The following is a 25,036-nucleotide window of genomic DNA, read 5'->3' on the forward strand; positions in this document are numbered from 1 at the left end:
CCCTTGAATTAAATAATTTTGCTGATTACTTTAAGATCAAATAAATTGTACGTTTTTTGATTTATGACGGAAGTCTATTGTTTAATTACAAGAACCCTATAATTCTAAAGTTGTAGATTATATTTTTATAATTGATTGTTACATTGAAATCGTTTAAAAATAGCGAGTCTTAAAACAAAAACAAATGTTTAAAGTCATTATGATGAAATCATCATTTTAAATCTCCTTATTTTAACGAATAGTGAAAAGACAGTTTTATGGGATCTATGAATCATCCATTCCCCATGCATATCTTTCGTGCCTATGACATACGCGGTAAAGTCAGTCTATTAGGTGCCGGGATCATTGATGCAATTGCCCACGGTTTAGCCCAGCAGTATCAGGCTGCGGGACAGACACGTGTCGCCATTGGTTATGATGCACGCATCAGTAGTCCGGCTTTTGCCGACATCATTGCCCGTATTTTTAAAGACTATTCGCTGGAAGCCACTATTATAGGCTGTTGTTCCAGCCCGATGCTGTATTTCACCGCACGCCAGTTTGATGGCAATGGTATTATGGTCACCGCCAGTCATAATCCTAAAGAAGATAATGGGATTAAATGGATTATTGATGGTGAACCACCTTGTCCTGAGATGATTCAACAGGTGGCCCAACTGGCAAAGTCACATTGCGATAGCCAGCTAATTACTTTAGCTGAACTGCCGCATCAGATTATTCCAGAGTTTTGCCTGCAGTATCAGCAGGGAATATTAGAAGATATTCAATTAAAGCGCTCATTTAAAGTGATTCTGGATGGTCTGCATGGCTCAGCCGGACGTTGTGCTGACTTGGTACTCAGAAAAATGGGCTGTGAAGTGATTGCTTTACGTTGTGAGGCGAATGGACATTTTCCGGATCATGCGCCGGATCCTTCGCAAGACAAACATCTTGAGACTTTACGTCAAACCGTCATGCAACAGCAGGCTGATCTCGGTATTGCCTTGGACGGTGATGGCGATCGCTTGGTTCTGATTGATGAACATGGTCAGATTATTACAGCCGATCAGTTATTGTGCCTGTTTGCTGAAATTTGTCTCAATGATTCAGCGCCATGCCAATTTGTTTATGATGTGAAATGTTCAACCTTAGTTCGTGATACGGTGCAACGTTTAGGTGGAGAGCCGGTGATGATTCGTACCGGCAGTTCATTTCTCAGAACTTATCTGAACCAGTCTCAGCATCAGGCGATTTTTGGTGGGGAATATGCCGGACATTATGTCTTTAATGATGGTCGCGGTTGGGGCTATGATGATGGACTCTATGCAGCGCTCAGAGTCATGGAATATCTGGATCAAACTGGTCTAAGTTTGGCGCAGGCCTTGGCGGCTTATCCAAAACGGTATGGTACTGAAGATCTTTATATTTCAACGCGCCAAGTGCGTCCAGTTGAGCTTTTAAACTTCGTTGAACAGCAATCCGCAAGAATTCATGCGCAAATCAGTAAAATTGATGGGATACGTCTTGATTTTGAGGATGGTTTTGGCATCATTCGAGCATCCAATACAGGTGAGTATTTCACGGTGCGCTTTGATGCCAATAATGCCCAAGGTCTGAATGAAATTCGTCATCTGTTTGTAGCCATGTTGCGTGACCGTTATCCAGAGATCGCTCAAGACATTTTAGATGCTCAATAAGGAGAGGCGAATGCCAAATCAACAAACAGGCATCGACAAAGCACAGATTTTGACAGAAGCTTTGCCGTATATTCAACGCTTTGCGGGTAAAACCCTGGTGGTAAAATACGGCGGTAATGCGATGACCGATCCTGAGCTGGAAAGTTCATTTGCACGTGATATCGTATTATTAAAAACAGTCGGCATTAATCCGATCGTGGTACATGGCGGTGGTCCGCAAGTCGATTCCATGCTGAAACAGCTGGGCCGTGAATCAGATCGTATTGACGGCATGCGCGTGACTGATCCTGCGACCATGGAAGTAGTCGAGATGGTACTTGGCGGTAGCGTTAACAAATCTATCGTGAACCTGATCAACCAGCATGGTGGCCGTGCGATTGGTCTTACCGGTAAAGATGGTAACCTGATCCGTGCACAAAAACTGTTGATGGAAAAAGTGGCTGAAGATGGTTCGGTTCAGCAAATTGATCTGGGTCTGGTCGGTGAAGTTGTCGGTGTGAAAACCGATGTTCTGGAAATGTTCACCAATAGTGACTTTATTCCAGTCATTGCCCCGCTAGGCGTCGACGAAGAAGGCAATACCTATAATATCAATGCCGATCTGGTCGCTGGTAAAGTCGCTGAAGCTTTGGGGGCAGAAAAACTGATTCTGCTGACTAACATCACGGGTGTACTGGATGAAAATAAAAATCTTTTGACTGGTTTGACCACTCAAGAAGTCGATCGTTTAATTGAAACCGGCGTGATTTATGGTGGCATGATTCCGAAAGTGGGTTGTGCCCTGGATGCAGTAAAAGGCGGTGTCGTGAGTGCGCATATCGTGGATGGTCGTGTACCGCATGCCAGCTTACTAGAAATTTTTACCGATCATGGTGTTGGAACCCTCATTACCAATCGTGCCAATCCACATCGTTCTTAATCCATTTTTTGCCAAAAAGAGTCTCAATAGAGGCTCTTTTTTATTTGGATTTATCAAACCCAGATATTTGAAATGACAGGAACAGTCATGCACAATAAGCTTCTAAGTAAATAGAGAGCTGAAACCAGACCATGTGCCAACTGCTCGGAATGAATTGTGCCACCCCGACGGATATTACTTTTTCTTTCCGCGGATTTTCCCAGCGGGCGGGCATTACCTCTGATCATGCGGATGGCTTCGGGATTGCTTTCTTTGAAGATAAAGCCTGCCGTCTGTTCGTTGATAACCAGTCTGCGGTTGAGTCGCCGATTGCCGAGCTAGTGCGTAACTATCCGATCAAATCACGTAATGTGATTGCCCATATCCGTAAAGCCACTCAAGGCAAAATTAATCTGGAAAACTCGCATCCTTTTAGCCGTGAACTCTGGGGGCGGCAGTGGATTTTTGCCCATAATGGTGATTTACATGATTATTTTCCTGAACTGTCAGGGCGCTTTACCCCAGTCGGTAATACCGACAGTGAGCGTGCCTTCTGTTACCTGCTGGATCAACTGGTGAAACGCTTTGGCTATCATGAGCCGAAACTGGATCAGGTTTTCGATCTTCTAGCTGAAATTTCACCTGCAATCGCGGAGCATGGCACCTTTAATTTCTGCCTGTCGAATGGTCAGGCGCTGTTTAGCTATGCGATTACCAAACTCCACTGGCTGGTACGTGAATACCCGTTTAGACCGGCTCAGCTGATTGATATTGATGTCGAAGTGGACTTTAGTCAGGTCACGACCCCTGAAGATCGCGTCGCAGTGATTACCACTGAACCATTGACCCAGAATGAAGAATGGACTGCCTTCCAGCCCGGTGAAATGATCCTGTTTCAGCATGGGGCGAAAGTACGTTCTCAGTTGACGCATGTTGAACGTCTGGAACGTGAACGTCTTGATCCTTCCTTAAAACGCGTCACGCGAGCTGATCAATATTAAAACGCGATCAAAGACGGAGTTTAAACTCCGTTTTTTTATATTTTTAAATAGGAAAAAATCTAAGAATAAATAAAGGTTTATTACAGTTTTTGGTTAATTAATATCTTAGCCTTTTACTCAGGATAAATTATTTTTAATTATATATAACAGAAACTTAAAATGAAAAAGCCGGATTTAGGCGGAAAGCCGACTAATTTGCTTCATTTTTATTTGAATCAATACGCTATATGCTCATTTTCACGTTATAAGTCCTTAATATTTATAGGTGGTCGTAATGAAAATGAAATGGGTTCCAGATTATAATACTGGTATCGATGTGATTGACGATCAGCACAAACGAATTCTCGATTATATCAACGAAATTGATGGAATTGATGCCAATACCGAGCGTGCCCGTATTAAACAGATTCTTGATAATATTATTGATTATACCCAGTCGCATTTCACCTTTGAGGAATCTCTTCAGGAAGAAGCCGGCTATAAATATCGGGTGCCGCATAAACGTGTGCATGACCTGTTTATTAAAAAAATCGAGTCTTATCGTGACCGTTTTGAACTGGGACAGTCCATTGAATCAGAGCTACACGAAGTATTATCGAAATGGCTGATTAACCATATTCAGCACGATGACGCCGATTATGTCGGTGCCGTGAAAGAAAATATGATGGGGATCATCAAGGAAAAAGAAAAGAAAACAGGTAAAAACTGGTTCGCTCGTTTCTTCTCATAATAAAAGACGTAACGAGATAACAAAAATTAAAATCTAATTATAATTTTTGCGCAGCAAATCACTGTCATGGTGGTTTGCTTTTTGTTTTTGATTTTCACCGCTTCACAAGGCAAAATAGCGCTAGATTTTTATAGGAATGCATCATGCAGGACAATGCTATGTCAAAATGGTTATCGCCGCTGATGGCTTTCTGTTTATCGTTTATTATCATCGCGACGCTCGCATCGATAACCGGTATACAGATTGATCGTCAGCTGGATTTCTGGATGCTCTGGTTGGCCACCATGCTGATTCTGGCGCTTCCAGTCTGCTACTTGGAAATTGCTTTGGCCAAGCGCTCTAAAACAACGCCATTACAGGCGCTGTCGACGCTGACCCGTGAAGCTGATGCGTCACAGAAATGGCGTATTGTCGGCTGGTTAAGTGTGATCTTTATTCCGTTTTTGGCAGGTGCCATGCTGAACAATGCCAGTAATGTTCTGGCGGTTGCTGCACTTGATCTTGCACCGAATCTTCTGTTGATCGGATTGGCAATTGCTGCGCTGGCCTTGTCACTGCTGCCACGTCAAATTTTATTAGTGGTTACAGCGATTGGTGTACTGGCGTCTCTGGTTCTGGCCAATGTGATGGGAACTGCGCTACCTGCATGGCAAGTCACACCAGTCGAGTTCTCGGAATGGGGCAATGCCACCGTATTGGCTTTGGTCGCAAGTGGTCTGGGCATGGGCTTGTACTGGCAATCTAGCCTGAGCGCTGTACAACAACAGGATGTCGCCAGCAAGACGGTATTGCCGATCTGGATTGCGCAGCTAGTTGCTGTCATTGCATTTGCTTTCTTTGCCGTACAAGCACAAATTCCTGCATTTACTCTGGTCGCAGCAATGGTGGCAGCTGCCGCATTAATGCTGCAAATGGCACGTGAACAATTACAGCAACGCCAGCTTCATCCTGCAATTCAATGGGCAATTGTGGCGGCGGTCACGCTGATCTGGGCTATTCCAAATCTAAGCCCAATTTTCAATGTGGTCTTGCTCGTCTGGGGCTTATTGATTTGTTTGATCTATGCATTATTTGCTGGCTGGATCATGAAGATCAGTCATTTGCGTAAATCAATGAATTTCAGCTCTGAAGCGTTTTATAACATCTGGCGTATTGCAGTGCGTGTAGTGTTGCCGGTGGGGATTATTCTGGCAATCATTGCTGTCTTAGGACAATTCGTCTGATGAGTGAGGCGATGATTTGGGTGGCATATGCGACGCCAGAAAAACAATTTCATCTAGCCGTGTCATTTCAGCCTGGCATGACGGCACTGGACGCGATTGAGCAAAGTGGAATCCGTGAGCAGGTCGACTTGCCTGAACCATTATTTTTGGGCATTTTTGGCGTGCGCTTGCAAGATCAGCAGCAGCCACTGGCAGCAGGTGATCGGGTGGAAATTTACCGAGCACTGACCATCAATCCTAAAGACATCCGACGTAAACGCGCCGAGAAAAATCCGGTGGGTCGTTATGCCAGAGGCAATCTTTTAAAAAAGCTGAAACCATCTTCCGAATAGAGAGCGGCTTGAATGAGCAGTAGTTTCAATGATCTGCTCAATCAATCAGCTTAATTAAAAAAGCCCCTGATGATTCAGGGGCTTTTTCATGAGAAACCGACTATAGTGGAGGAGCATTTAAAATCGCTTCTTTTGATCCTGGTAAGCCGGGTTGAGATTCTGGAATCGTCTCCAGACCTTCAACACGTTCCACGATACCAGACTGGTTAAAGTAGATTTTCAAATGCTGGCCTTGGGCTGCCGGGATCTTGGCTTTTTTAGCGTAGGTTCCTGGGGTATAGTTATAGATGTAGTCCCAACGTAAAGGATTCAGTGGATCGCTTACTGTTGGACTGCCGAGTAAGAAACGCACCTGTTGATGGCTCATTCCCACCTGAATTTTAGCGGCTTGTGCTTGGGTTAAAGGGGTTCCTTGTGGAATATCTACTTTATAAACACCTAATGTCGAACAGCCGACGAGCAATGAAGTGACGAATAACGTCAACATGATTTTTTGCATTTTGCTAAACTATCCCAAATTAATTATGATGCATTTGATCCAAGGATAGATCATACTGCATCTAAACTTTGTTGCATATTCCAACTTTGATTTTGTTGAGAGACCTTTTTACATGACTATTTCAAACCAAGATTTACGAAAAGCTGGGCTGAAAGTTACCCTTCCACGAATTAAAATATTAGAATTACTAGAAAATTCAAAACAACATCATTTAAGTGCGGAAGATATTTACAAGACTTTACTCGATCAGGGCGAAGATGTAGGTTTAGCAACTGTGTATCGTGTGTTAACGCAGTTTGAAGCAGCGGGCATCATCGAACGTCATAATTTTGAAAATAATCATTCAGTTTTTGAAATTATGCAGGAAGATCACCACGATCACCTGGTATGTTTAAATTGCAGCAAAGTTGTTGAATTTATTAATGACACGATTGAAAAAGAGCAGCATGACGTTGCTGAAAAATTTGGTTTTGAATTAACCGGTCACTCACTGAATCTGTATGGCTATTGTGATGCGACTGCATGTCAGGAAGTGTTCCGTAAAAAATAATTTGAGCTCTGGTTCAAACAAAAAAAAACAGGCTTCATGGGAAGCCTGTTTTTTTATGCGCTCAATCTGATCAGGACTGACCGTCAAAGGTGATATTGGAATGTGCACGCAATAAATGGCTGCCACCTTCTTCTGACAGTTTGATTTGCAAACGCAGGTCGTTGGGTGAATCCGCATGTTTCAGCGCATCTTTATAGCTGATCTGTTTGGCTTTATACAAATCATAGAGCGCCTGATCGAAGGTCTGCATGCCCAGTTCACGGGAACGCTTCATCAAATCCTTGATTTCATGCACATCACCTTTACGAATCAAGTCGGCAATCAGTGGCGAGTTAATTAGAATCTCAATGGCAGCGCGGCGACCATTACCATCAATAGTTGGAATCAGTTGCTGTGCCACAATGGCTTTCATGTTCAAGGACAAGTCCATAAATAGCTGATTATGTCGGTCTGCTTCGAAGAAATGGATAATCCGGTCAATTGCCTGGTTGGCGTTGTTGGCGTGCAGGGTAGCGAAGACCAGATGACCGGTTTCGGCGAAGGCAATGGCATAATCCATGGTCTCGCGGGAACGGATCTCACCAATCAGAATCACGTCCGGTGCCTGACGTAGGGTGTTTTTCAGGGCGATTTCAAATGAATCTGTATCAATGCCGACTTCGCGCTGAGTGATAATACAGCCTTTATGCTGGTGAATAAATTCGATCGGATCTTCAATAGTAATGATATGACCTTTAGAATTTTCATTACGATAACCGACCAAAGACGCCAGCGAGGTTGATTTACCAGTACCGGTTGCCCCGACAAAAATAATGATGCCACGTTTGGTCATCGCCAGTTCTTTTAAAATTGGCGGTAACTTGAGTTCATCCATCGTGGGAATAACAGTTTCAATCCGACGCAGTACCATCCCCGGTTGATCACGTTGCTGAAAGGCACTGACACGGAAACGGGCACTTTTATCCGGTGTGCTGATGGCAAAGTTACATTCACGACTGTCAGCAAATTCTTTACGCTGCTTTTCGGTCATGATGGAATGGAGCAGTTGTCCTACTGCCGCACCGGGTAATTTTACTGAGCCAATCGGTAAAATCTGACCATTAATCTTGATGGACGGTTCGACATCGGCCGTAATGAACAGATCCGATGCTTTTTTCTCCACCATATAATCGAGTAAGCCGTTAAAATCCATGTATATAAACCCCAATACAATTCAATTTTTTTATAAAAATGCTTCTGGCTGTTTGGCTGCAGTACGTGCAACTTGCGGGCTGATCAAACCTTTGGATACCAGTGTTTTCAGAGTCTGGTCCAGTGTGGTCATGCCATAGTTGGCACCGGTCTGGATTGCCGAGTACATTTGTGCGACTTTGTTTTCACGGATCAGGTTACGGATCGCCGGAATACCGATCATTATTTCATGCGCTGCGACACGCCCACCGCCATTTTTCTTCAGTAGAGCCTGTGAAACTACGGCTTGTAGGGATTCAGATAACATGGCGCGTACCATGTCTTTTTCTTCGGCAGGGAATACGTCGATCACACGGTCAATGGTTTTGGCCGCTGAGGTGGTATGCAGGGTGCCAAATACTAAGTGACCGGTTTCTGCTGCAGTTAACGCCAGACGAATGGTTTCAAGGTCACGCATCTCACCGACCAGAATAATATCCGGATCTTCACGTAATGCAGAACGTAATGCTTCATTAAAGCCATGCGTATCACGATGCACTTCACGCTGGTTAATCAAACATTTCTTGGACTGATGCACAAATTCGATCGGATCTTCGACGGTCAGAATATGGTCATAGCGGTTGTCATTAATATAATCCAGCATCGCCGCCAAGGTAGTTGATTTACCCGAACCGGTTGGACCTGTGACTAGTACCAGACCACGTGGATATTCACAGATATCTTTAAAAATCTGTCCCATGCCCAGATCTTCAAGGGTCAGTACTTTAGAGGGAATGGTACGGAATACCGCACCGGCACCGCGGTTCTGGTTAAATGCGTTGACACGGAAACGTGCCACGCCAGGCACTTCAAAAGAAAAGTCAGTTTCCAGATTTTCTTCAAAATCACGGCGCTGTTTATCGTTCATGATGTCATAAACGAGTTTATGCACTTCTTTGTGTTCTAATGCTGGCAGGTTGATGCGACGAACTTCCCCATCGACACGAATCATTGGCGGTAAGCCCGCAGACAAGTGTAAATCCGACGCACCATTTTTAGCAGAAAATGCCAACAATTCTGTGATATCCATAAGGTCCCCGAGTTCATTAAAATGTTAATTATTTTGATAGAATAATAAGGCTTTCCCACAGCTTAACCAACACTTAGTTCATGGGCAAGGGAAAAAAAGATGAATGAAATGAGAACCCCATCAATGAATATGTTGCAACAGTCACGAAATCAGGTTTTAGTGCAAATTGAAACTGCCTGTGTTGAGGCCGGCCGCGAAGCAGATGCGGTGCAACTGCTTGCCGTTTCCAAGACCCAGCCGAGTAGCGTGCTGGCAGAGATGTATCAGGCAGGGCAACGTGCTTTTGGTGAAAACTATTTGCAGGAAGCACTGGAAAAAATCACGGCACTGAAAGAGCTGGACATTGAATGGCATTTTATTGGACATGTGCAGCGTAACAAAACCAAGCATCTGGCAGAAAATTTTACTTGGGTGCATGGGGTGGATCGTCTGATTATCGCCGAGCGTTTATCAAATCAACGTGGAGATGATCAGCCTGCACTGAATATCTGTATTCAGGTGAATATTGATGGTCAGGATACCAAAGATGGTTGCTGTCCAGATGAGGTTGCAGATTTGGTGGCACAGATCAGCCAACTGCCGAATGTGCGTTTACGTGGCCTGATGGTGATTCCAGCACCGAATAATCCTCAAGCCTTTGCTGATGCCAAAGTTTTATTTGATGCAGTCAAAGTTCAGCATGCACATCCTGAAGATTGGGATACTTTAAGTATGGGCATGTCTGCGGATATGACCGAAGCGATTGCTGCGGGTTCTACCATGGTTCGTGTTGGCACAGCCCTATTTGGTGCACGGCCTAAAAAAGATGTATAAACTACTAATGTCAGTTTTTTGCAGCAAAACGTTATCGCAGGGTATTGGATAACGCTTTTTTTCTGGCTGGTTCGAGCCATTTAGCCATCAGCCAGGCAAAGACTATTATGCCGAACATGCTCGTAAGCAAGGCTAAAACTGCTCCACCCAGACCATAGCCTAAAGTTGCCGGAATACAGCCCAAAATAAATAAAAGTAAGGGGAAATGGGTGACATACAAGGTATAGGAAAAGTCTGCGGATTGAACCCAGACCGCATGATAATGACTGCGTTGATACTGGAGCTGTACCAGCCAGCAGCTAAAGGCCAGACCCACACAGAAATTAAAAGGGGTGAAATTCGCAGCGCGGTATTGCTGGGTTTCATCGATCATCTGAAACTGGTAAGCATCAAAACAGGCGATTAGAAATGCCAAGCCGACTAGGGCTAATTTGACCGATTGTAAGCGGTTTAAAAAACGTAGCTGGATATATCGAAATGAACAGGCAAAGGCACTAAGCCAGACCAGAAAATAAATAAAAAACTGGATGTTCAGTAATGACAGTATAGCCAGAACCATAAAAAATCCGATTTTGGCGATTTCCGAATTTTTTAAAAAAGGTAGGAATCCGGCCAGCACATAAAACCACACTTCATAGCTCAGGCTCCAGAGTGCAGCATTGGCTGAAACCGTTGGTGTTACAAAGCCATTCAAAAATAGCAGCGAACCAAAAAATTCCATCATGTCTACATTATAGTCAGTCCGGATCATCATGCCAAAACTGTGTTGAAAAGCATGAGTATGGCTGGCAAATAATAATGGAGCGAGTAGATAGAAAACCAGGGTCAACCCCATGGCAAACAGAAAGGGTGGTAAAATTCTGCTGCAACGCTGTCGAGCATAACGGTGCAGATTGAACTGACCATGCTGATGAATGTTGTGCTGGATCGAATAGCCGATCAGATAGCCACTTAAGGCAAAGAAAATCATGACTGCAGCCTGTCCAAGCAGGCGTATCCATGAATAAATGCTGGTATCGAAAGGCGCAATAAATGCCTGAAAGCAATGACTGAATAACACCACAATGGCACTGATACCCCGTAGGCTCTCAAGCTGTAAGCTGAAATAGGGCGAGAGCGTGTTCGGGGCAGGGTGAATCATCGCTAACCTATAATCTGAATGGTACTTGCACCTGCACCAACCGGTTTGACCTGAATCTGTACCGGAATACGTTCATGCATTTCCTGCACATGCGAGATTAATACAACTTTACGACCCTGACTTTGTAAATGATCCAGTGCATTCATCACCATATGTAACGAAGCAGGATCTAGCGTACCAAAACCTTCATCAATAAACAGTGATTCCAGTTTCATGGAGCCGGAGGCCATATTGGCAATCGCCAAAGCCAAAGCCAATGAAACCAGGAAGGTTTCACCCCCCGATAGGGACAGCACAGGGCGGACTTCACTATTCATGTCCAGATCAATAATCGCCAGACTCAGGCTATCCGGAATACGGTGTAACTGATAGCGGGGTGCCAACGGTTGCAACTGCTGATTTGCATATTCCACCAGAATATCCAGATGATGTTCCTGGGCAATTTTCTGGAATTTGGTACCTTCCTTATGTCCGATCAGGTCGTAAATACGACCCCAACGGTATTCTTCGGCTTTGATCTGCTCAATTTGCTGCTGATATTTGGCATAGGTGTTTTGATTATTGGCATTCATACGCAGTTTGGCATCAGTTTCATTGAGCACTTCCTGCTGCATTATTTTTTCCTGATGCAGCATGCCAAGTTTTTGTTCAATTTCCTCAAATTCATGTTCTGGCTGTAGTTTTAAATGGGCCTGATATTGTTCTTCAAGTAATTGCCAGGCTGTTCTGGCATTTTCGAGTGCCTGTTTCTGGTTGGCCAGATTCTGACGAATGCGTTGATGGTTGCTCAGATCAATACTGAGCCATTGTTCAATTTGAGCTGCCGTCACTTGAGGATGTGCTGCTTGCCATGCCTGAATATCTTGCTGATATTGAGCCAATTGCTGATCGATCTGCTGAAGTTGGCTGATAAATTCTTGCAGTTTTAAGTGGGTTTGATGCCACTGTTTTTCGGCCTGCGCCGTGCATTGACGCTGTTGTTCTAAAGTCTGCTCTAAGGTCTTGGCTTGTAGCTCTAGTGCATCGCGCCATTCTGCAGCGACACGGTAGACTTGTCCTGCATGTTCTTGGGTCAGTTCAGCCAGTTGTTGACGCAGGTCTTTGCCTTGCTGAATCAACTGCTCTACAGACTGACTCAATTGAGCAAAATTTTGCTGTTCCAATTGTAGTTGATACTGGCTCTTTTCCAATATCTGCTGCTGTTGATGCAGGTCAGATTCCAGCTGCTTTTGTATTGCCAAGTGCTGCATGCGGTGCTCTACTTGTCGTTGCAACTGAGGTAAGCAGAGCATAGGTGGCTGCGACTGGTACTGCTTGGGCAGTATGCTTAAAACTGGGTGTATCAGCTGGTCGAGTTGCTGACGTTGCTGTAGAGCCAGTTGTAATTGGTGCAATTCCTGTTGTTGTTGACGCCATTGTTGTAATTGTTGCTGGAGCTGTTGTTCCTGCTGTTGTGATAGTTCTAGCTGCTGGACCAGACTTTGAGTGTGATTCGCCAGTAACTGGATGAATGTAGGAAGATCATTGTGCTGCTCGGTAACCACTTCCAGTTTAAGTAGTTGAGATTTACAGTCAGCAGAGGATTGTTGAATCTGGTTTTGCAGGATCTGGCAACGCTGTTGCTGTTGCTCAATTACTGTTTGTGCTTTAGACATTTCAATGCGTTGCTGCTGCTGAGATTGCAGTTGCTGATCGAGCTGCTGTTTTGCCTGCCGTAACTGTTGCTCCTGTAGCTGGTTCAGGCTCTGTTCCAGATGTTCATGGACGGCATCGACAAAAGGATGGGCTGGGCTTCCACAGACCATGCATGGCTCATCCGGTTTTAACTGGCCACGAAGATCCTGCACACTTTGCGCATGCAATAAACGTTGCTGGGCAAGTATTTGTTCCAGGTGTTCATAGGCCTGTTGTTCAGCCTGAATCTGCTGATGTAGTGCCTGTTCGGCCTCTTGCTGCATTTTTAGTTGCTGCTGTTGGCTATTTACAGCAGATTGCAGTTGTTCAAATTCTTGTGATTGTTGAACGATTTGTTGTACCTGCTGTTGCAGCAGGTCGAGCTGACGCTGTTCCGCTTGGCGTTGCTGACGCATTTCCTGAATGGTTTTGAGATGCTCTTCTAGCTGTTCCAGACTATGATGCTGTTGTATCCACTGGTTCAGATTTCCTGAAAGTACTGTAACTGTTTTTTCCAGTTCAGGTAAAGGCTGCTTCAGGCTGTCCGGATTCTGTTGCTGCAGTTGCTGATACTGACGCATAAAGTCTTGTATGCGTTGCAAGGTACTTTGCGGCTCCAGATCGAACACATTTAAAAAGCCAGATTCAGCCAATTGTTGTGCAACCTTTTCCTGCCGAGCTTGTAGCTGATTCAAAGTCTGTTGTTGCTGTCGCAGTTGTTCTTCTAAAGGCTGTAGACGAAGGGTTTGAAACTGGCTTTGCTCTGCATGCAGTTTTTTGTACCGCTCTGATACCGTATCAATTGCATGATCCAGCCTTAAACCTGCCTCCAGATGCGGTTTCAGGTTTGCCAAGTGTTGCTGAAACTGGTGCTGCTGTTGTTTTAAGGCTGTAAGTTTGGCTTCTTCTGCTACAAAGCTCTGTTTGAGCGTTTCAAATTCCAGCGTAAATTGGGTGTGCTGGTGCTGAATCTGCTCTTTTTGAGGGGCTAGACGGGTACGACTCACAAACTGATCCCGAATCGACTGGAATTCATCCAGCTGCTCCAGTAGCTGTTGCTGTCCTGCAGATTTATTTACTGCATCTTGCTGTACTTCGTAGACTTCTTTTTTTGCATGGACTTCTGCATAGAGTTTATGTCGGTCCAGATGCCATTGTTTCTCATTTTCCAGTAGTTTTTCTGATTGCTGCAAATTCTGAAGTTGTAAAGACAAAGAGCTCTGCTGCTGTTGTAAAGCGCTGATGTCTTCTTCAGACAGAATTTCAATATGCCCGATCAGCTTTTCCAGATCGTTGCGCTTGTTTTTGACTTCGCTGAATTTCTCTGCAGCTTTCTGACTAACCAGACTGAAAATCTGTGAATTGGTGAGATATTCCAGCAAGTCTGCGCGTTCATTATCTTTGGCTTTAAGAAAGGCACCAACTTCCGACTGTGCCAATAAAACTGCGCGGGTAAACTGCTCAAAACTTAAGCCCACCAGTTTTTCAATGAGGGGGGTGACTTCCGATATTTTTTGCGTCAGTGTCGTGTCATCATCCAGACATTTGACGTAGCGGTCTACTTTTAGATTGCCATCGACTTTCTGGCGTGCCCGTTTAATTTCCCAGCGTGCCATATAGCGTTTGCTGTCGAGTGCAATAAATTCCAGTTCGGCAAAACCATGCACGCAGCCACGGCGCAGAATATTCTTGGAATCCTTGATGGACACATCCTGACCGCCAGTATCTTTGAGGCTGCCTGTGGCACCTTTTAGGCGGGGGATTTCATTATATAGCGCCAGGCACATGGCATCGAGCAGGGTGGATTTCCCGGCACCAGTTTTGCCGGTGATGGCAATCAGCCCGGCATGAGCCAAAGGACTCGATTCAAAATCAATATGATGAGTGCCGGTGAGGGAGGCCAGATTATGAAGACTTAGACGTAAAATTTTCATGGCTCATCCTAGGCTTGTTGTTTTTGTGCAAGTTCGTGTTGGGCTTCATTCAGTAATTCCTGAAAATCCCTTTGTACCGAATGATCCTGCTCATAGCCCATTTTTTTCCAGATATTGAAAAATAGCGATTCCGGGGTAGGGGGTGCCAGATCAATTTTAGACTGGCTTGAACTAAGGTCGGCCTGTTGCTGATAAATCCGGCTGATGCGCAGCAGTCGGTAACGGTTAGCAGGTAGGGCCTGTTCTATTTGCTGACGCAGGTCCACCGGAGGCGGCGCATCAGTGTTGTATTCCACCTCCAGAAAATGCCGTGCAGAAAGCTGCTCGATTTCTCCGGCAGGCAAGGCCTGAATTGTAGTAATTAAATTTTCCAGCTTTTCACGAATGCGGAACAGCTCGACAGTACGCGGAATGCTTAAGGCATCGTACTGAAAGCGGTTTTCCGGGTTTTGTTCGGGATCAATCCTGACTTCAACTATTTGATGCTTATAATTAATCTCACTAAATGACAGCGGAATCGGAGAGCCACTATAGCGAATATGCGGCTGACCGACTTTTTGTGGTTTATGCAAATGCCCCAGCGCGACATAATCAATCACGTCATCAAACAGCGCCGTCGACAGGGCTTCTTCATTGCCGACAATAATCGGACGCTCGGAGTCCGAGGTCTCACCACCTTGCATGTGCGCATGTGACATTAAAATCAGTGCCTGATGTGGCTGTTTGCGGGCTTTGGCTTCGGCAATCAGTTGTTGATGCAGATAACTGATCGCGTTCTGGTTATTGCTGGTATGTTCATTCAGTCCGGTAATTTCGGCACTGCGTAAATAGGGTAGGGTCAGACACCAGGCGATGATATTTTTATCCCGATCATAAATAGGAATAAGTAGACGATCCAGGTTCAGGGTATTTTCTGCAGTGCGGCCTACGATTCCCACAGCTTTGGCATTGAATTTGGCCAGCAAGGGTTCAACCTGTTCAATCCGATAACCGGAATCATGATTGCCTGCAATCATCAGGGTCTGCATATGTGGCGCCAGGTCGTGGGCGTCGGCCAGAAACTGGTATAGTTGTCTTTGCGCACTGGAAGCTGGATTGATCACATCAAAAATATCGCCGGCAATCAGCAGAGCATGCGGCTGCTTTGTTTTAATTTGCTCAAGTAGCCAAGTCAAAAACTGTGCATGTTCAAATTCACGGTCATGGTTATGGAAAAATTGTCCCAGATGCCAATCGGAAGTGTGAAGAAAATGAACTGCCATGTAATGAACCCCAAGATATCTGCCTTGCTACTATAGGAAAAAGCACAGGTAAAAATCTACTTGTAAAACGATATTTCAGCGAATTGTTGGTGATGTTTAAGCTGAATTTATTTTGATCAGTATGGAAATTACTGGATGATCGCATCCAAATCATCAGACATCGAAAAGTCATGCAATCCATCAGGCTTTTAAAAAAATAGGAATTTTAAAAAATAAAAACCGACGATTCGAGTGATGATGAAATCGTCGGTCAAATTTGTGTTACATGAAGATTTTGGCTGCTATTCAAAATTTCCCTGTACACTGGACTTATTGCTTTAGCTCTAAAGGTCAGCAAAAATTCGTGGATGCCAGTCCAAATTTTTGTACCTTGTACCCTATATAACGTCACCCTATAGTGGATGGTTGACAATAAAATGAAAAAAAACCTGATTTTTTTTATACTAGCTTGTTGAAGATCACTGAGTCATGCATATGTTGCCGCTAAGTCGTTATTTTATCTGGTTTTTCGTTATATGTTTTATTTTTACTTGTATTTGCGGTGTACTGGCAGCCTTGCTGCCGATGGGCATGGGTGCAGTCTTGACGATTGTTCCGTATCTGGTGGCCATGATTTGGGTGCTTTTTAAATTTCTAAAACAGCAAAAACGTGCGCCGACCCAGGCAGAGCGTAAAAAATTCACCCTCGGTTTTAGCCTGATTTACTGGGGCTATAATTTATTATTTCTGTTGCTCGGTATTGTCATCGCCACCCGTTCCAATCCGAATGCCTGGCAGGACTTCTTGCTGTATCTACAGCAGCCACAATTTATGAGTATTGTGCTGATCATGTTCCTGATGATCGCAATTCCACTATATCTACTGACGTACTGGTTTTATGGCAAGCAGGCCCAGCGTATGGCAGAGAAAATGTTTGGCCATTCGCCCCAGTGAATATAGATGAATCATTTTGTGACCCGATCTTCATAAATTAATTGAATGATGAAAGATACAAATTCTCCACTACAAAGATCTTCTTGGTTTAAAAAGCTGAAGATGAGTGGCGTATAATTTAAACCAAGAAAATAATAAGGCGAAGAATGACTAATGTATAAACCTGTAGTGCTGGTGACGGGAGCGAGTGGTTTTATTGGCAGTCATCTCGTGCATTTTTTACTGGAACGGGATTATCGGGTGATTGGTCTGACCCGTCAGAAAAATAAACATGAACCACATCCGGACTTCCATTGGATCAATCAGCTGGATGAATTAAAACAGCATCAGATTGATTATGTGGTCAATCTGGCTGGCGAAAGCATTGGGCAAGGCCGCTGGACGGCAGCGCGTAAAAAGAAATTGCTAGATAGCCGTTTAGACATTACCAAAAAGTTATTTGATTATTTAGAAAAAAATCAGCTTAGGCCGAAACGGATTATTTCAACATCGGCCGTTGGTTATTATGGCATTGACCCCAATGAGCACTGGGATCAGGTCTGCACGGAACAAAGCCCGCCACAAGATATTTTTATGTCTGAACTCTGTGCGAAGTGGGAGCAACTGGCCTTATCCTATACTAACCAGAACACCAAGATTGTTCGCTTTGCTGTGGTATTTGGTAAAGGTGGCGGGATTCTTCCGCAGATGTTGTTACCGATTAAGCTGAATCTGTTCGGGCGGATTGGTCATGGACGTCAGCCAGTGACCTGGGTGCATCTAGAGGATGTGCTGCGTGCGATTGAATTCTTGATACTTGAGGATACAGCCGAGCAGATCTTTAATGTGGTCGCGCCAGAAAAAAGTAGTCAGGCCCAGTTTGCACGAACTGCGGCCCAGATTCTGAAGCGCAAACCCTTACTTCCACTACCCGCATGCAGTCTGAAAATGATGCTGGGAGAACAGTCACAACTGGTCTTAAACGGTCAGTATGTACAGTCCAAAGCCTTGCAGGAGGCTGGATTCCAGTTTCATTATCCAACTCTGAAAGAAGCACTGGATAATATCCTAAAGCACTAAACGACTGGACTCTAATAAACGGACAGGATCATAAGGAGCTGGATCAACGATTGGCATTTGTTTAAGGATGAGTTGAGCGAGTAGTTTGCCTGATGCCGGCCCCATGCATAAACCATTCCGGAAATGTCCAAAATTGGCCCAGGCATTGTCTAGCTTGGGAATTTTGCCAATATAGGGAATACCATCGGGTGAGCTGGGTCTTAATCCGGCCCATTGCTTGACCAGTGGAAAATTTGCCAGTTCCGGTACCATCCCGATGCACGCCTGTAAAATATCCTGCCGAATTTCGGCAGAAGGTGAGGTGTCAAAACCGACCTGACGCATGCTGGACCCACATACAACATGCCCGTCTGGTCGTGGAATCAGGTACATCACCTTATTCATGCACATGGTCGGCAGCCAGTTTTCTGGCGTTTTAAACAGCAGCATCTGGCCCTGAACCGGCTGTACCGGAATTTCCAAACCAAGTTGCTGTGACCAGTATTGTGACCATGCTCCGGTGGCGATCACAAACTGGTCCGCCTGAAAAACCTGGCCATTTTTATCTACAATATTTTTTACACAGCTTTGCTGGATATTGAGGCGCGTGATTTTACAGTTTTCTTGCCAGGTGACACGCGGATGCTGCTTTAAGTAACTGATGAGCGACTGTAACAGTCGCGGATTACGGATATTGGCCAGTTCAGGAAAATAAATCGCCTGTTTAAATTTGCTCTGATTAATTCTGGGATTGATCTGTTGCAGTTTCGCTTGATCAAGTAATTTTGCCTGTTGCTGTGGCTCTTGATGTATTGCGGCATAACTTAAACCGATTTCAAAATCGGCTTCATCAAAAATCAGCATACCTGTTTCATGAATCTGGAAATCGATGCCAGTGAAAGGTTGCAGTTTTTGATTCCAGTCCTGATACATGGGTTTGGCATGTCGAGCCAGAGCATTTACAGCAGCGGGATAACGCCACGGATACATCGGGGAAAGGATTCCTCCTCCAGCCCAGGATGCAGCCTGTCCGGCGGCCTGTTGATCAAAAAGGGTAACAGAACATCCCTGTTCAAGCAGTTCCAGCGCCGACATCAGACCGGTGATGCCAGCGCCGATAATGGCAATATGCATTGCGCCGAAATCCTTTTACTTCATGTCTTTCAGTTTAAGCGCAGCTTCTTCAGCAAAATAGGTCCAGATGCCATCTGCACCGGCACGACGACAGCTCATCAATGATTCTAAAATGACGCTATCAGATAACCAGCCATTTTGAATTGCCGCAGCCAGCATCGCGTATTCGCCACTGACCTGATAAACAAAGGTCGGTACGCCAAAAGTGTCTTTGACTTCGCGGACGATATCCAGATAAGGCATGCCCGGTTTAACAATCACCATGTCTGCACCTTCCTGAATATCCAGCGCAATTTCATGCAGGGCTTCAGCACGGTTACCGACATCCATCTGGTAATTGTATTTATTGCCGCCTTTTAAGTTGCTGGCAGAACCGACTGCATCACGGAACGGGCCATAGAAACTTGATGCATATTTGGCTGAATAGGCCATGATCGAAGTATAGATATGACCATTTTGCTCAAAGGCCTGACGAATCGCACCGATCCGGCCATCCATCATGTCACTTGGAGCAAACACATCTGCACCGGCTTCGGCATGGCTCAAGCCCTGTTTAATCAGGCACTCGACCGTTTCATCATTTAAGACATAACCGTTCTCATCAATAATGCCATCCTGACCATGCGTGGTATACGGGTCTAATGCGCCGTCAGTAATCAGCACCATTTCTGGCAGTTCTTTTTTCAATAAACGTAAGGTGTTTTGCACCAGACTATCTTCACGCCATGCGGCTTCTGCAGTCAGGCTTTTATCTTCTTGTGGGGTGACCGGAAATAGCGCCAGTTTATTGACACCGAGTTCCAGCAGACGTTCTGATTTTTTTAACAACAAGTCCGCTGACAGACGCTGGATATTCGGCATACTTGGAATATCTTGGGTCTGGTTTTTTCCTGGCAGGACAAATACTGGATAAATGAGATGATCTGCCGCGAGATGGGTTTCACGAACCATCGAACGTAAATGTTCATTTTTACGAATACGACGCATGCGAGTTGCAGGAAACGCGGGACGATTGAACGTATAAGTCATAAAAATCTCAGTAATCAGTATTAAACTAGGCCTCTATTGTAGCCCTAACTCAAATTTTTGGGCATAAATTAGCGGTTTTTTATTGTGGTGAATTCGGGCAGAGTGATGAGTAAGACAGAGAGAAACTGGACGGGTAATATACATCTGGGCTCGAAAGTGGATATTGATGTAGTCCTGAAACAGCTGGTACATGCTTTTAATAGCTCTCCTTTTTTTAAGTATAACGGCATGACCATGCGGGTGGTCGAGGGCCAGATTGAGGCCTATGTAGAAATGCAGGATTTCATGATTGGTAATGTGGCTTTCCAGATTCTGCATGGCGGTCTGGCTGCAACTGTACTGGATAGTGTCGGTGGTATTGTGGCCATGGGCGAACTGTATAAAAAAGCTGAACCGGAAACGATTGCAGATACCATTAAAAAAGTATCGCGTCTGGCGACGGTCGATATGCGGGTAGATTATCTGGCGCCTGGACGTGGCAAATATTTTATTGCACGTGCAGAAACCTTACGTTTGGGGCGTAAGGGCTGCACCATGCGCATGACCATGGTCAATGATGAAGATAAAGCGATTGCAACAGCGATTGCGTCTTATGCCTATTAATGAAATCGTGAATTGAGAAAGTTAAAAAGCACTGTTTAACAGTGCTTTTTTTATAATGATCAAATATGAACCTAGAGGATTTAGAGATCAGATTTAGCCCGTTTCAAGGCATTTTTCCATTTGGCTAAATGCATTTCTCTTTCGTCATTTTGCATTTTGGGTTCAAAAGCACGGTCCAGCTGCCAGGACTGGGAAATTTCATCCAGGTTTGAAAATACGCCAGCTTTCAATCCGGCCATAGCGGCCGCGCCCCAAGCAGTAGCTTCTAGCATTTTCGGACGCAGTACCGGTACATTCAGAATATCGGCCTGAAATTGCATCAACATATCATTACTACTAGCACCGCCATCAACCCGTAATTCTTTCAATGGATGTGCAATATCAGATTGCATCGCACTGAGCACATCCGATACCTGAAAGGCGATTGATTCTAATGCTGCACGAGCGATATGCGCTTTGGTCGTACCGCGTGACATGCCACAGAGTAAGGCACGTGCTTCACTATCCCAATGCGGCGCGCCCAGTCCGGTAAATGCCGGAACCAGAACCACGCCGTCACTATGCTCGACCTGGTGTGCCAGTTTTTCCACATCACTGCTTTTTTGAATAATTCCGAGACCATCGCGTAACCATTGCACTACAGCACCAGCCATAAATACGCTGCCTTCGAGCGCATAAGTAGTTTGGCCTTGGGCTTGCCAGGCGAGAGTAGAAAGCAGCTTGTTCTGGCTAAGCTGAATGTTATGTCCAGTATTGAACAGCATAAAGCAGCCAGTACCATAGGTGTTTTTTGCGCTACCCACCTCAAAACAGGACTGGCCAAAGAGTGCAGACTGCTGATCCCCCAAAATGCCGGTGATGGGAATATTGGCCCCAAGTAAGCCAGAAGCAGTGTCAGCGACATAACAATCAGAAGAGATAATTTTCGGTAAGACCGAAGCCGGGATATTAAACAGCTCGAGCAGCTCTTCATCCCACGACTGTTGCTGCAGATTCATTAACATGGTACGAGAAGCATTACTGGCTTCAATGACGTGCTCTGCGCCTTGGGTCAGATTCCAGATCAGCCAGCTATCGATAGTGCCAAATGCCACATGGCCCTGTTCAGCAAGTGCCCGTACCCCCTCGACATGCTCTAAAAACCAGGCCAGTTTTCCCGCACTAAAATAAGGATCAATCCGTAGGCCGGTTTTTTGCTGAATTTTGGACATCAGGCCTTGTTCAATCAGCCGGTTACACCAGTCAGATGTACGACGGTCCTGCCAGACGATTGCCGGAGCGAGCGGTTTGCCGTTTCTACGATCCCAGACTACGGTCGTTTCGCGCTGGTTAGTCAGGCCAAGGGCTTTAATATCTTTTGCCAGAATACCTGCAGTCGCCAAAGCTTGTTGTACCACGGCAATCTGTGAGCTCCAGATTTCTTGAGCATCCTGTTCCACCCAGCCCGAATGTGGGGTGTGGATATGCGTTTCACGTTGAGCCGTTGCCTGAACTTGTCCATGTTCATTAAAAATAATGGCCCGACTTGACGTAGTTCCCTGATCTAGTGCCAGTAAATAGCTCATAATTTTTCTGTTATTTGGCTTGAAAAGTAAAATATTAGCGCAATAATGTAATTAAGCGCATCAAGTTGTGTAAATGTTCAGAAAATACATCGTAATTTTTGACATTTATGCTATGATTGCCTTGTACTTTGGGGGTGTTTCTGGCTTCGACGCTGGTGATGAAACTCATAGATGCATGCCGAGAGCGCATTTTCTCTCGTAAATCAAATTTGCATTTTTTAGTCGCAAACGACGAATCATACGCTCTAGCTGCCTAAGGGCAGCTTGTCCGCCTCTCCGAATACTTGTGGTTAGAGAGTCCGACTGAAGCGCACGCACACAAGTCCGTATAAAGCCAAGCCTCGGGGCTTTGTACTAAATTAAGAGGATCGCGATTTGTACCCTGTTCGTCGGGTCACAAAGAGTTAAAACAATAGACGATATCTAAGCATGTAGTATTCTCGAGCGTAGTGCTGGCGGACGCGGGTTCAACTCCCGCCACCTCCACCAAAATTCTTTCCGAAGTAATCCAACGGAATCTAAAAAAGCCTTTAAACTCAATGTTTAAAGGCTTTTTTTTATGCCTGTTTGTCCGATATTGTCTGATCCTATTTGACCCCATATTTGCTCTTTGCGGGTAAATATTGGGAAAATTTACCCAGAAATTAATACATCAATTATGGGTAATTGACATGCCACTTACAGATACTGAATGCAGAAAAGCACAGCCGAAAGATAAACAGTATCGTCTTTCGGATTTACATGGTTTATCCCTCATCATTACCACCAAAGGTCAAAAATATTGGAATGTACGCGTCACTGTCCATGGTGAACGTAAGTCTGAATCGCTTGGCCCATATCCAGATTTAAGCTTAAAAAAGGCAAGGGAGCTTGCATATGAGCTTAAGCATCGATACTCACGTTCAGTATTGCATGAAGACTTAAAGCCCTATTTCGAAGAAGTTGCAGAAGATTGGTTTAATAATCAAAAAGAAACCTGGTCATCCAAACACATCAGTAATGTTCGAGCTTCATTGGATGAGCTTTATATTGCTCTTGCTAATAAGCGTATTAATCAGATTCAGGCACCTGAGATTCTGCAGATCATTAAGAAAATTGAGGCAAGAGGCTCGCTTGAAATTGCAAAACGTACCTTGTCTCGTTGTGGCATGGTCATGAAATACGCTATTGCCCATGGATATCGCTATGACAATCCGGCAGGTGATTTAGTCTATGCCCTCAAGAATAAAAGGGTCAAAAACCTGGCTTCGCTTTCTGCCTCTGAGATGCCTGAATTTCTTAGACGTATTAAGGCTTATCCTGCCGATGCTCAAACACATCATGCCATTGTTCTGATTATGCTGACAGGCGTTCGGGTCAGTGAGTTACTGCAAGCACGTTGGGAAGAGTTTGATTTGGAGGGGCGTAAGTGGGATATTCCTGAAGAACGAATGAAGAACCGACTTTCACATCGTGTGCCGTTGACTGACATGATGATTGCTGAGCTTCAGGCTTTGAGACTTACCCATAATCAGGAACTGCTATTTCCACATCGTTTGAATAACAAAGAATCAATGCGTAGTGAGTCTATTTTGGCTGTGATCAAACGTTCAGGCTATGCGGGACGAATGACCACACATGGCTTTAGATCTCTATTTAGTACTGTCGTAAATGAATCGAATCTGTTTAATCCAGATGCCATTGAGCGCCAGCTTGCTCATGTGCCCCAGAATAGAATTCGCTCGGCCTATAACCGAGCACAGTACTGGGATGAAAGGGTAAGATTGATGGAGTGGTACGGAGAGCAAGTGAAAGGGTGGATGGCTCAGTAAAGAGCCTTGCCTTCATCATCACACATTTCAAGTAAATACGATTCATTAATTAATTCTTCAAGTATTTCGCTCTCACTCTTGTTTTTAAAGAGCGCAAGTTTTTTTAGATTTCTTTTCGCTTGTTTTGTGAGAGGTAAGTGGTGTTTTGTCTTGGTTTTTCCTGCATCTCTAAATTTTTGTTGGCTCCACGATTTTCGCATTCTTTCAATGAATTGTGACTTTTCATCATAAAGAAAGGCCTTATAACAATCTAAAGATGTAGATATTATTAGAGAAGGATCATAGCTGTGGATCGTATCCACTGTAAAAAAACTTATTAATCTATATTTCGATTGTAAGTATTTTATAGCCCATTCAGTTTGATTCGTATTACTGAAATCAATCCATTTTAACTGGGAATCTTGAGTTTTATGTCTGTTATATGTTCTTAAAGCAATGTTTAAATCATTGATTTTTTTATCATTAGAGATAGGTGCTATATCTATAGAATAAATTAAGTAATCATATAGTGATTTTGTTAGGGGTAATATAAAGGTAGAACTAGAAACAAAATCTAATATAAATAAAATTTTTCTAAAATCGTTTTTGTTAATCATCTCGAAATTAGATTTATTGATAAGGCAAGAATCTAGAATGTTACAGATAGTCTCATGAGAAATTGAACGTGATGTACAGTAGCTTTTAATTAATTCAATCTTATAACTTCTATTCGTATTACATATAAGTTCATATTTATTAAAAATATTAAAGTGACCCAATAAAAAATCACATTCTCTGTCTGTTAAATTTCCCACTAAATTATCAATATTATTGATAATTATTCCATTTCGAATAATCAATTTAGATATCTCTATAAAATTATTGTTGTATTTAAAAGATATTTTTATAATTATTCAAGTGATATTTTCGTGATATTTTCGTGATAATTAT

Annotated in this window: 22 protein-coding genes and 1 other RNA gene; 13 read left to right on the plus strand and 10 right to left on the minus strand. The window is 44.1% G+C overall.

Features of this window, described 5'->3' with window-relative positions; genetic code table 11:
* The first annotated feature begins 257 nt into the window (after positions 1-257).
* The 6 genes from MTX11_RS13040 (at position 258) to MTX11_RS13065 (ending at position 5,860) form a co-directional block, all read left to right on the plus strand.
* Positions 258-1,676 (plus strand): phosphomannomutase/phosphoglucomutase, encoded by a 1,419-nt coding sequence (locus MTX11_RS13040; RefSeq protein ID WP_243475293.1) that lies wholly within the window; start codon positions 258-260, stop codon positions 1,674-1,676.
* 10 nt (positions 1,677-1,686) lie between these two features.
* Positions 1,687-2,595: an acetylglutamate kinase gene (gene argB, locus MTX11_RS13045; RefSeq protein WP_005104791.1), complete on the plus strand. Its 909-nt coding sequence runs from the start codon at positions 1,687-1,689 to the stop codon at positions 2,593-2,595.
* A gap of 131 nt (positions 2,596-2,726) precedes the next feature.
* Positions 2,727-3,575: a class II glutamine amidotransferase gene (locus MTX11_RS13050; protein ID WP_071850215.1), complete on the plus strand. Its 849-nt coding sequence runs from the start codon at positions 2,727-2,729 to the stop codon at positions 3,573-3,575.
* Positions 3,576-3,849: 274 nt separating this feature from the next.
* On the plus strand, positions 3,850-4,305 hold the full coding sequence (locus MTX11_RS13055) for a bacteriohemerythrin (RefSeq protein WP_005247102.1): 456 nt from the start codon (positions 3,850-3,852) through the stop codon (positions 4,303-4,305).
* Positions 4,306-4,448: 143 nt separating this feature from the next.
* The gene (locus tag MTX11_RS13060) at positions 4,449-5,528 is read left to right on the plus strand and encodes a hypothetical protein (RefSeq protein ID WP_243475294.1); all 1,080 of its coding nucleotides are present in this window, start codon (positions 4,449-4,451) and stop codon (positions 5,526-5,528) included.
* Positions 5,528-5,860, plus strand: a complete 333-nt coding sequence (locus MTX11_RS13065; RefSeq protein ID WP_005104788.1) for an RnfH family protein — start codon at positions 5,528-5,530, stop codon at positions 5,858-5,860. Before MTX11_RS13060 ends, MTX11_RS13065 begins: the two co-directional genes overlap by 1 nt.
* Positions 5,861-5,960: 100 nt before the next feature.
* Here MTX11_RS13065 and MTX11_RS13070 read toward each other — a convergent pair whose 3' ends face one another.
* Positions 5,961-6,359 carry an outer membrane protein assembly factor BamE gene (locus MTX11_RS13070; RefSeq protein ID WP_004279275.1) on the minus strand — a complete coding sequence of 133 codons (399 nt, stop codon included), beginning with the start codon at positions 6,357-6,359 and terminating at the stop codon, positions 5,961-5,963.
* A 112-nt stretch (positions 6,360-6,471) separates the two neighbouring features.
* Here MTX11_RS13070 and fur point away from each other — a divergent pair, with 112 nt between their 5' ends.
* On the plus strand, positions 6,472-6,909 hold the full coding sequence (gene fur / locus MTX11_RS13075; RefSeq protein WP_004646136.1) for a ferric iron uptake transcriptional regulator: 438 nt from the start codon (positions 6,472-6,474) through the stop codon (positions 6,907-6,909).
* A 70-nt stretch (positions 6,910-6,979) separates the two neighbouring features.
* Here the strand turns inward: fur and MTX11_RS13080 are convergent, their stop codons facing one another.
* Together MTX11_RS13080 and MTX11_RS13085 are read right to left on the minus strand one after the other, a co-directional pair.
* Positions 6,980-8,101, minus strand: a complete 1,122-nt coding sequence (locus tag MTX11_RS13080) for a PilT/PilU family type 4a pilus ATPase (RefSeq protein WP_004279277.1) — start codon at positions 8,099-8,101, stop codon at positions 6,980-6,982.
* A gap of 30 nt (positions 8,102-8,131) precedes the next feature.
* A complete protein-coding gene (locus MTX11_RS13085; protein ID WP_004279279.1) occupies positions 8,132-9,169 on the minus strand; it encodes a type IV pilus twitching motility protein PilT in 1,038 nt (345 codons plus the stop codon).
* 123 nt (positions 9,170-9,292) lie between these two features.
* Here MTX11_RS13085 and MTX11_RS13090 point away from each other — a divergent pair, with 123 nt between their 5' ends.
* Entirely contained in the window at positions 9,293-9,982 is a 690-nt protein-coding gene (locus MTX11_RS13090) for a YggS family pyridoxal phosphate-dependent enzyme (RefSeq protein WP_243475313.1), read from the plus strand.
* 31 nt (positions 9,983-10,013) lie between these two features.
* Here MTX11_RS13090 and MTX11_RS13095 read toward each other — a convergent pair whose 3' ends face one another.
* The 3 genes from MTX11_RS13095 to MTX11_RS13105 are packed head-to-tail and all read right to left on the minus strand — an operon-like array spanning position 10,014 to position 15,993.
* Positions 10,014-11,123, minus strand: coding sequence for an acyltransferase family protein (locus MTX11_RS13095; RefSeq protein ID WP_243475295.1), 1,110 nt, complete (start codon positions 11,121-11,123; stop codon positions 10,014-10,016).
* A gap of 2 nt (positions 11,124-11,125) precedes the next feature.
* A complete protein-coding gene (locus tag MTX11_RS13100; RefSeq protein ID WP_243475296.1) occupies positions 11,126-14,731 on the minus strand; it encodes an AAA family ATPase in 3,606 nt (1,201 codons plus the stop codon).
* An 8-nt stretch (positions 14,732-14,739) separates the two neighbouring features.
* Complete coding sequence (locus tag MTX11_RS13105) at positions 14,740-15,993, minus strand: exonuclease SbcCD subunit D (RefSeq protein WP_243475297.1); 1,254 nt, start codon at positions 15,991-15,993, stop codon at positions 14,740-14,742.
* Positions 15,994-16,467: 474 nt separating this feature from the next.
* Here MTX11_RS13105 and MTX11_RS13110 point away from each other — a divergent pair, with 474 nt between their 5' ends.
* Together MTX11_RS13110 and MTX11_RS13115 are read left to right on the plus strand one after the other, a co-directional pair.
* Entirely contained in the window at positions 16,468-16,926 is a 459-nt protein-coding gene (locus MTX11_RS13110) for an ABZJ_00895 family protein (RefSeq protein ID WP_004646142.1), read from the plus strand.
* A gap of 153 nt (positions 16,927-17,079) precedes the next feature.
* The gene (locus MTX11_RS13115) at positions 17,080-17,985 is read left to right on the plus strand and encodes a TIGR01777 family oxidoreductase (RefSeq protein WP_243475298.1); all 906 of its coding nucleotides are present in this window, start codon (positions 17,080-17,082) and stop codon (positions 17,983-17,985) included.
* Here the strand turns inward: MTX11_RS13115 and thiO are convergent.
* Both thiO and hemB read right to left on the minus strand, forming a co-directional pair.
* Entirely contained in the window at positions 17,974-19,098 is a 1,125-nt protein-coding gene (thiO, locus tag MTX11_RS13120; RefSeq protein ID WP_243475299.1) for a glycine oxidase ThiO, read from the minus strand. The two genes, MTX11_RS13115 and thiO, sit on opposite strands and share 12 nt — an antisense overlap.
* 15 nt (positions 19,099-19,113) lie before the next feature.
* Complete coding sequence (gene hemB / locus MTX11_RS13125; RefSeq protein WP_243475300.1) at positions 19,114-20,127, minus strand: porphobilinogen synthase; 1,014 nt, start codon at positions 20,125-20,127, stop codon at positions 19,114-19,116.
* Positions 20,128-20,232: 105 nt separating this feature from the next.
* Between hemB and MTX11_RS13130 the strand changes: the two genes are divergently transcribed.
* The gene (locus tag MTX11_RS13130; protein WP_243475301.1) at positions 20,233-20,730 is read left to right on the plus strand and encodes a thioesterase family protein; all 498 of its coding nucleotides are present in this window, start codon (positions 20,233-20,235) and stop codon (positions 20,728-20,730) included.
* An 80-nt stretch (positions 20,731-20,810) separates the two neighbouring features.
* On the opposite strand, the gene glpK is transcribed toward MTX11_RS13130, so the two are convergent.
* On the minus strand, positions 20,811-22,295 hold the full coding sequence (gene glpK / locus MTX11_RS13135) for a glycerol kinase GlpK (RefSeq protein ID WP_243475302.1): 1,485 nt from the start codon (positions 22,293-22,295) through the stop codon (positions 20,811-20,813).
* 130 nt (positions 22,296-22,425) lie between these two features.
* Between glpK and ssrA the strand changes: the two genes are divergently transcribed.
* Both ssrA and MTX11_RS13145 read left to right on the plus strand, forming a co-directional pair.
* Positions 22,426-22,784, plus strand: a transfer-messenger RNA (tmRNA) gene (ssrA, locus tag MTX11_RS13140).
* A gap of 182 nt (positions 22,785-22,966) precedes the next feature.
* Entirely contained in the window at positions 22,967-24,106 is a 1,140-nt protein-coding gene (locus MTX11_RS13145; protein WP_243475303.1) for a tyrosine-type recombinase/integrase, read from the plus strand.
* Here MTX11_RS13145 and MTX11_RS13150 read toward each other — a convergent pair.
* Complete coding sequence (locus MTX11_RS13150; RefSeq protein ID WP_243475304.1) at positions 24,100-24,945, minus strand: hypothetical protein; 846 nt, start codon at positions 24,943-24,945, stop codon at positions 24,100-24,102. The genes MTX11_RS13145 and MTX11_RS13150 overlap by 7 nt on opposite strands.
* Between the last annotated feature and the right edge of the window lie 91 nt (positions 24,946-25,036).

This window comes from Acinetobacter lwoffii (assembly GCF_022809915.1).
GTDB lineage: Bacteria > Pseudomonadota > Gammaproteobacteria > Pseudomonadales > Moraxellaceae > Acinetobacter > Acinetobacter lwoffii_M.

What these genes read in the sequence shown, in the direction of transcription:
- MTX11_RS13040 (WP_243475293.1), top strand. Translation starts at nt 258, where the DNA reads ATGGGATCTATGAATCATCCATTCCCCATGCATATCTTTCGTGCCTAT.
- argB (WP_005104791.1), top strand. Translation starts at nt 1,687, where the DNA reads ATGCCAAATCAACAAACAGGCATCGACAAAGCACAGATTTTGACAGAA.
- MTX11_RS13050 (WP_071850215.1), top strand. Translation starts at nt 2,727, where the DNA reads ATGTGCCAACTGCTCGGAATGAATTGTGCCACCCCGACGGATATTACT.
- MTX11_RS13055 (WP_005247102.1), top strand. Translation starts at nt 3,850, where the DNA reads ATGAAAATGAAATGGGTTCCAGATTATAATACTGGTATCGATGTGATT.
- MTX11_RS13060 (WP_243475294.1), top strand. Translation starts at nt 4,449, where the DNA reads ATGCAGGACAATGCTATGTCAAAATGGTTATCGCCGCTGATGGCTTTC.
- MTX11_RS13065 (WP_005104788.1), top strand. Translation starts at nt 5,528, where the DNA reads ATGAGTGAGGCGATGATTTGGGTGGCATATGCGACGCCAGAAAAACAA.
- MTX11_RS13070 (WP_004279275.1), bottom strand. Translation starts at nt 6,359, where the DNA reads ATGCAAAAAATCATGTTGACGTTATTCGTCACTTCATTGCTCGTCGGC.
- fur (WP_004646136.1), top strand. Translation starts at nt 6,472, where the DNA reads ATGACTATTTCAAACCAAGATTTACGAAAAGCTGGGCTGAAAGTTACC.
- MTX11_RS13080 (WP_004279277.1), bottom strand. Translation starts at nt 8,101, where the DNA reads ATGGATTTTAACGGCTTACTCGATTATATGGTGGAGAAAAAAGCATCG.
- MTX11_RS13085 (WP_004279279.1), bottom strand. Translation starts at nt 9,169, where the DNA reads ATGGATATCACAGAATTGTTGGCATTTTCTGCTAAAAATGGTGCGTCG.
- MTX11_RS13090 (WP_243475313.1), top strand. Translation starts at nt 9,293, where the DNA reads ATGAATATGTTGCAACAGTCACGAAATCAGGTTTTAGTGCAAATTGAA.
- MTX11_RS13095 (WP_243475295.1), bottom strand. Translation starts at nt 11,123, where the DNA reads ATGATTCACCCTGCCCCGAACACGCTCTCGCCCTATTTCAGCTTACAG.
- MTX11_RS13100 (WP_243475296.1), bottom strand. Translation starts at nt 14,731, where the DNA reads ATGAAAATTTTACGTCTAAGTCTTCATAATCTGGCCTCCCTCACCGGC.
- MTX11_RS13105 (WP_243475297.1), bottom strand. Translation starts at nt 15,993, where the DNA reads ATGGCAGTTCATTTTCTTCACACTTCCGATTGGCATCTGGGACAATTT.
- MTX11_RS13110 (WP_004646142.1), top strand. Translation starts at nt 16,468, where the DNA reads ATGTTGCCGCTAAGTCGTTATTTTATCTGGTTTTTCGTTATATGTTTT.
- MTX11_RS13115 (WP_243475298.1), top strand. Translation starts at nt 17,080, where the DNA reads ATGTATAAACCTGTAGTGCTGGTGACGGGAGCGAGTGGTTTTATTGGC.
- thiO (WP_243475299.1), bottom strand. Translation starts at nt 19,098, where the DNA reads ATGCATATTGCCATTATCGGCGCTGGCATCACCGGTCTGATGTCGGCG.
- hemB (WP_243475300.1), bottom strand. Translation starts at nt 20,127, where the DNA reads ATGACTTATACGTTCAATCGTCCCGCGTTTCCTGCAACTCGCATGCGT.
- MTX11_RS13130 (WP_243475301.1), top strand. Translation starts at nt 20,233, where the DNA reads ATGAGTAAGACAGAGAGAAACTGGACGGGTAATATACATCTGGGCTCG.
- glpK (WP_243475302.1), bottom strand. Translation starts at nt 22,295, where the DNA reads ATGAGCTATTTACTGGCACTAGATCAGGGAACTACGTCAAGTCGGGCC.
- MTX11_RS13145 (WP_243475303.1), top strand. Translation starts at nt 22,967, where the DNA reads ATGCCACTTACAGATACTGAATGCAGAAAAGCACAGCCGAAAGATAAA.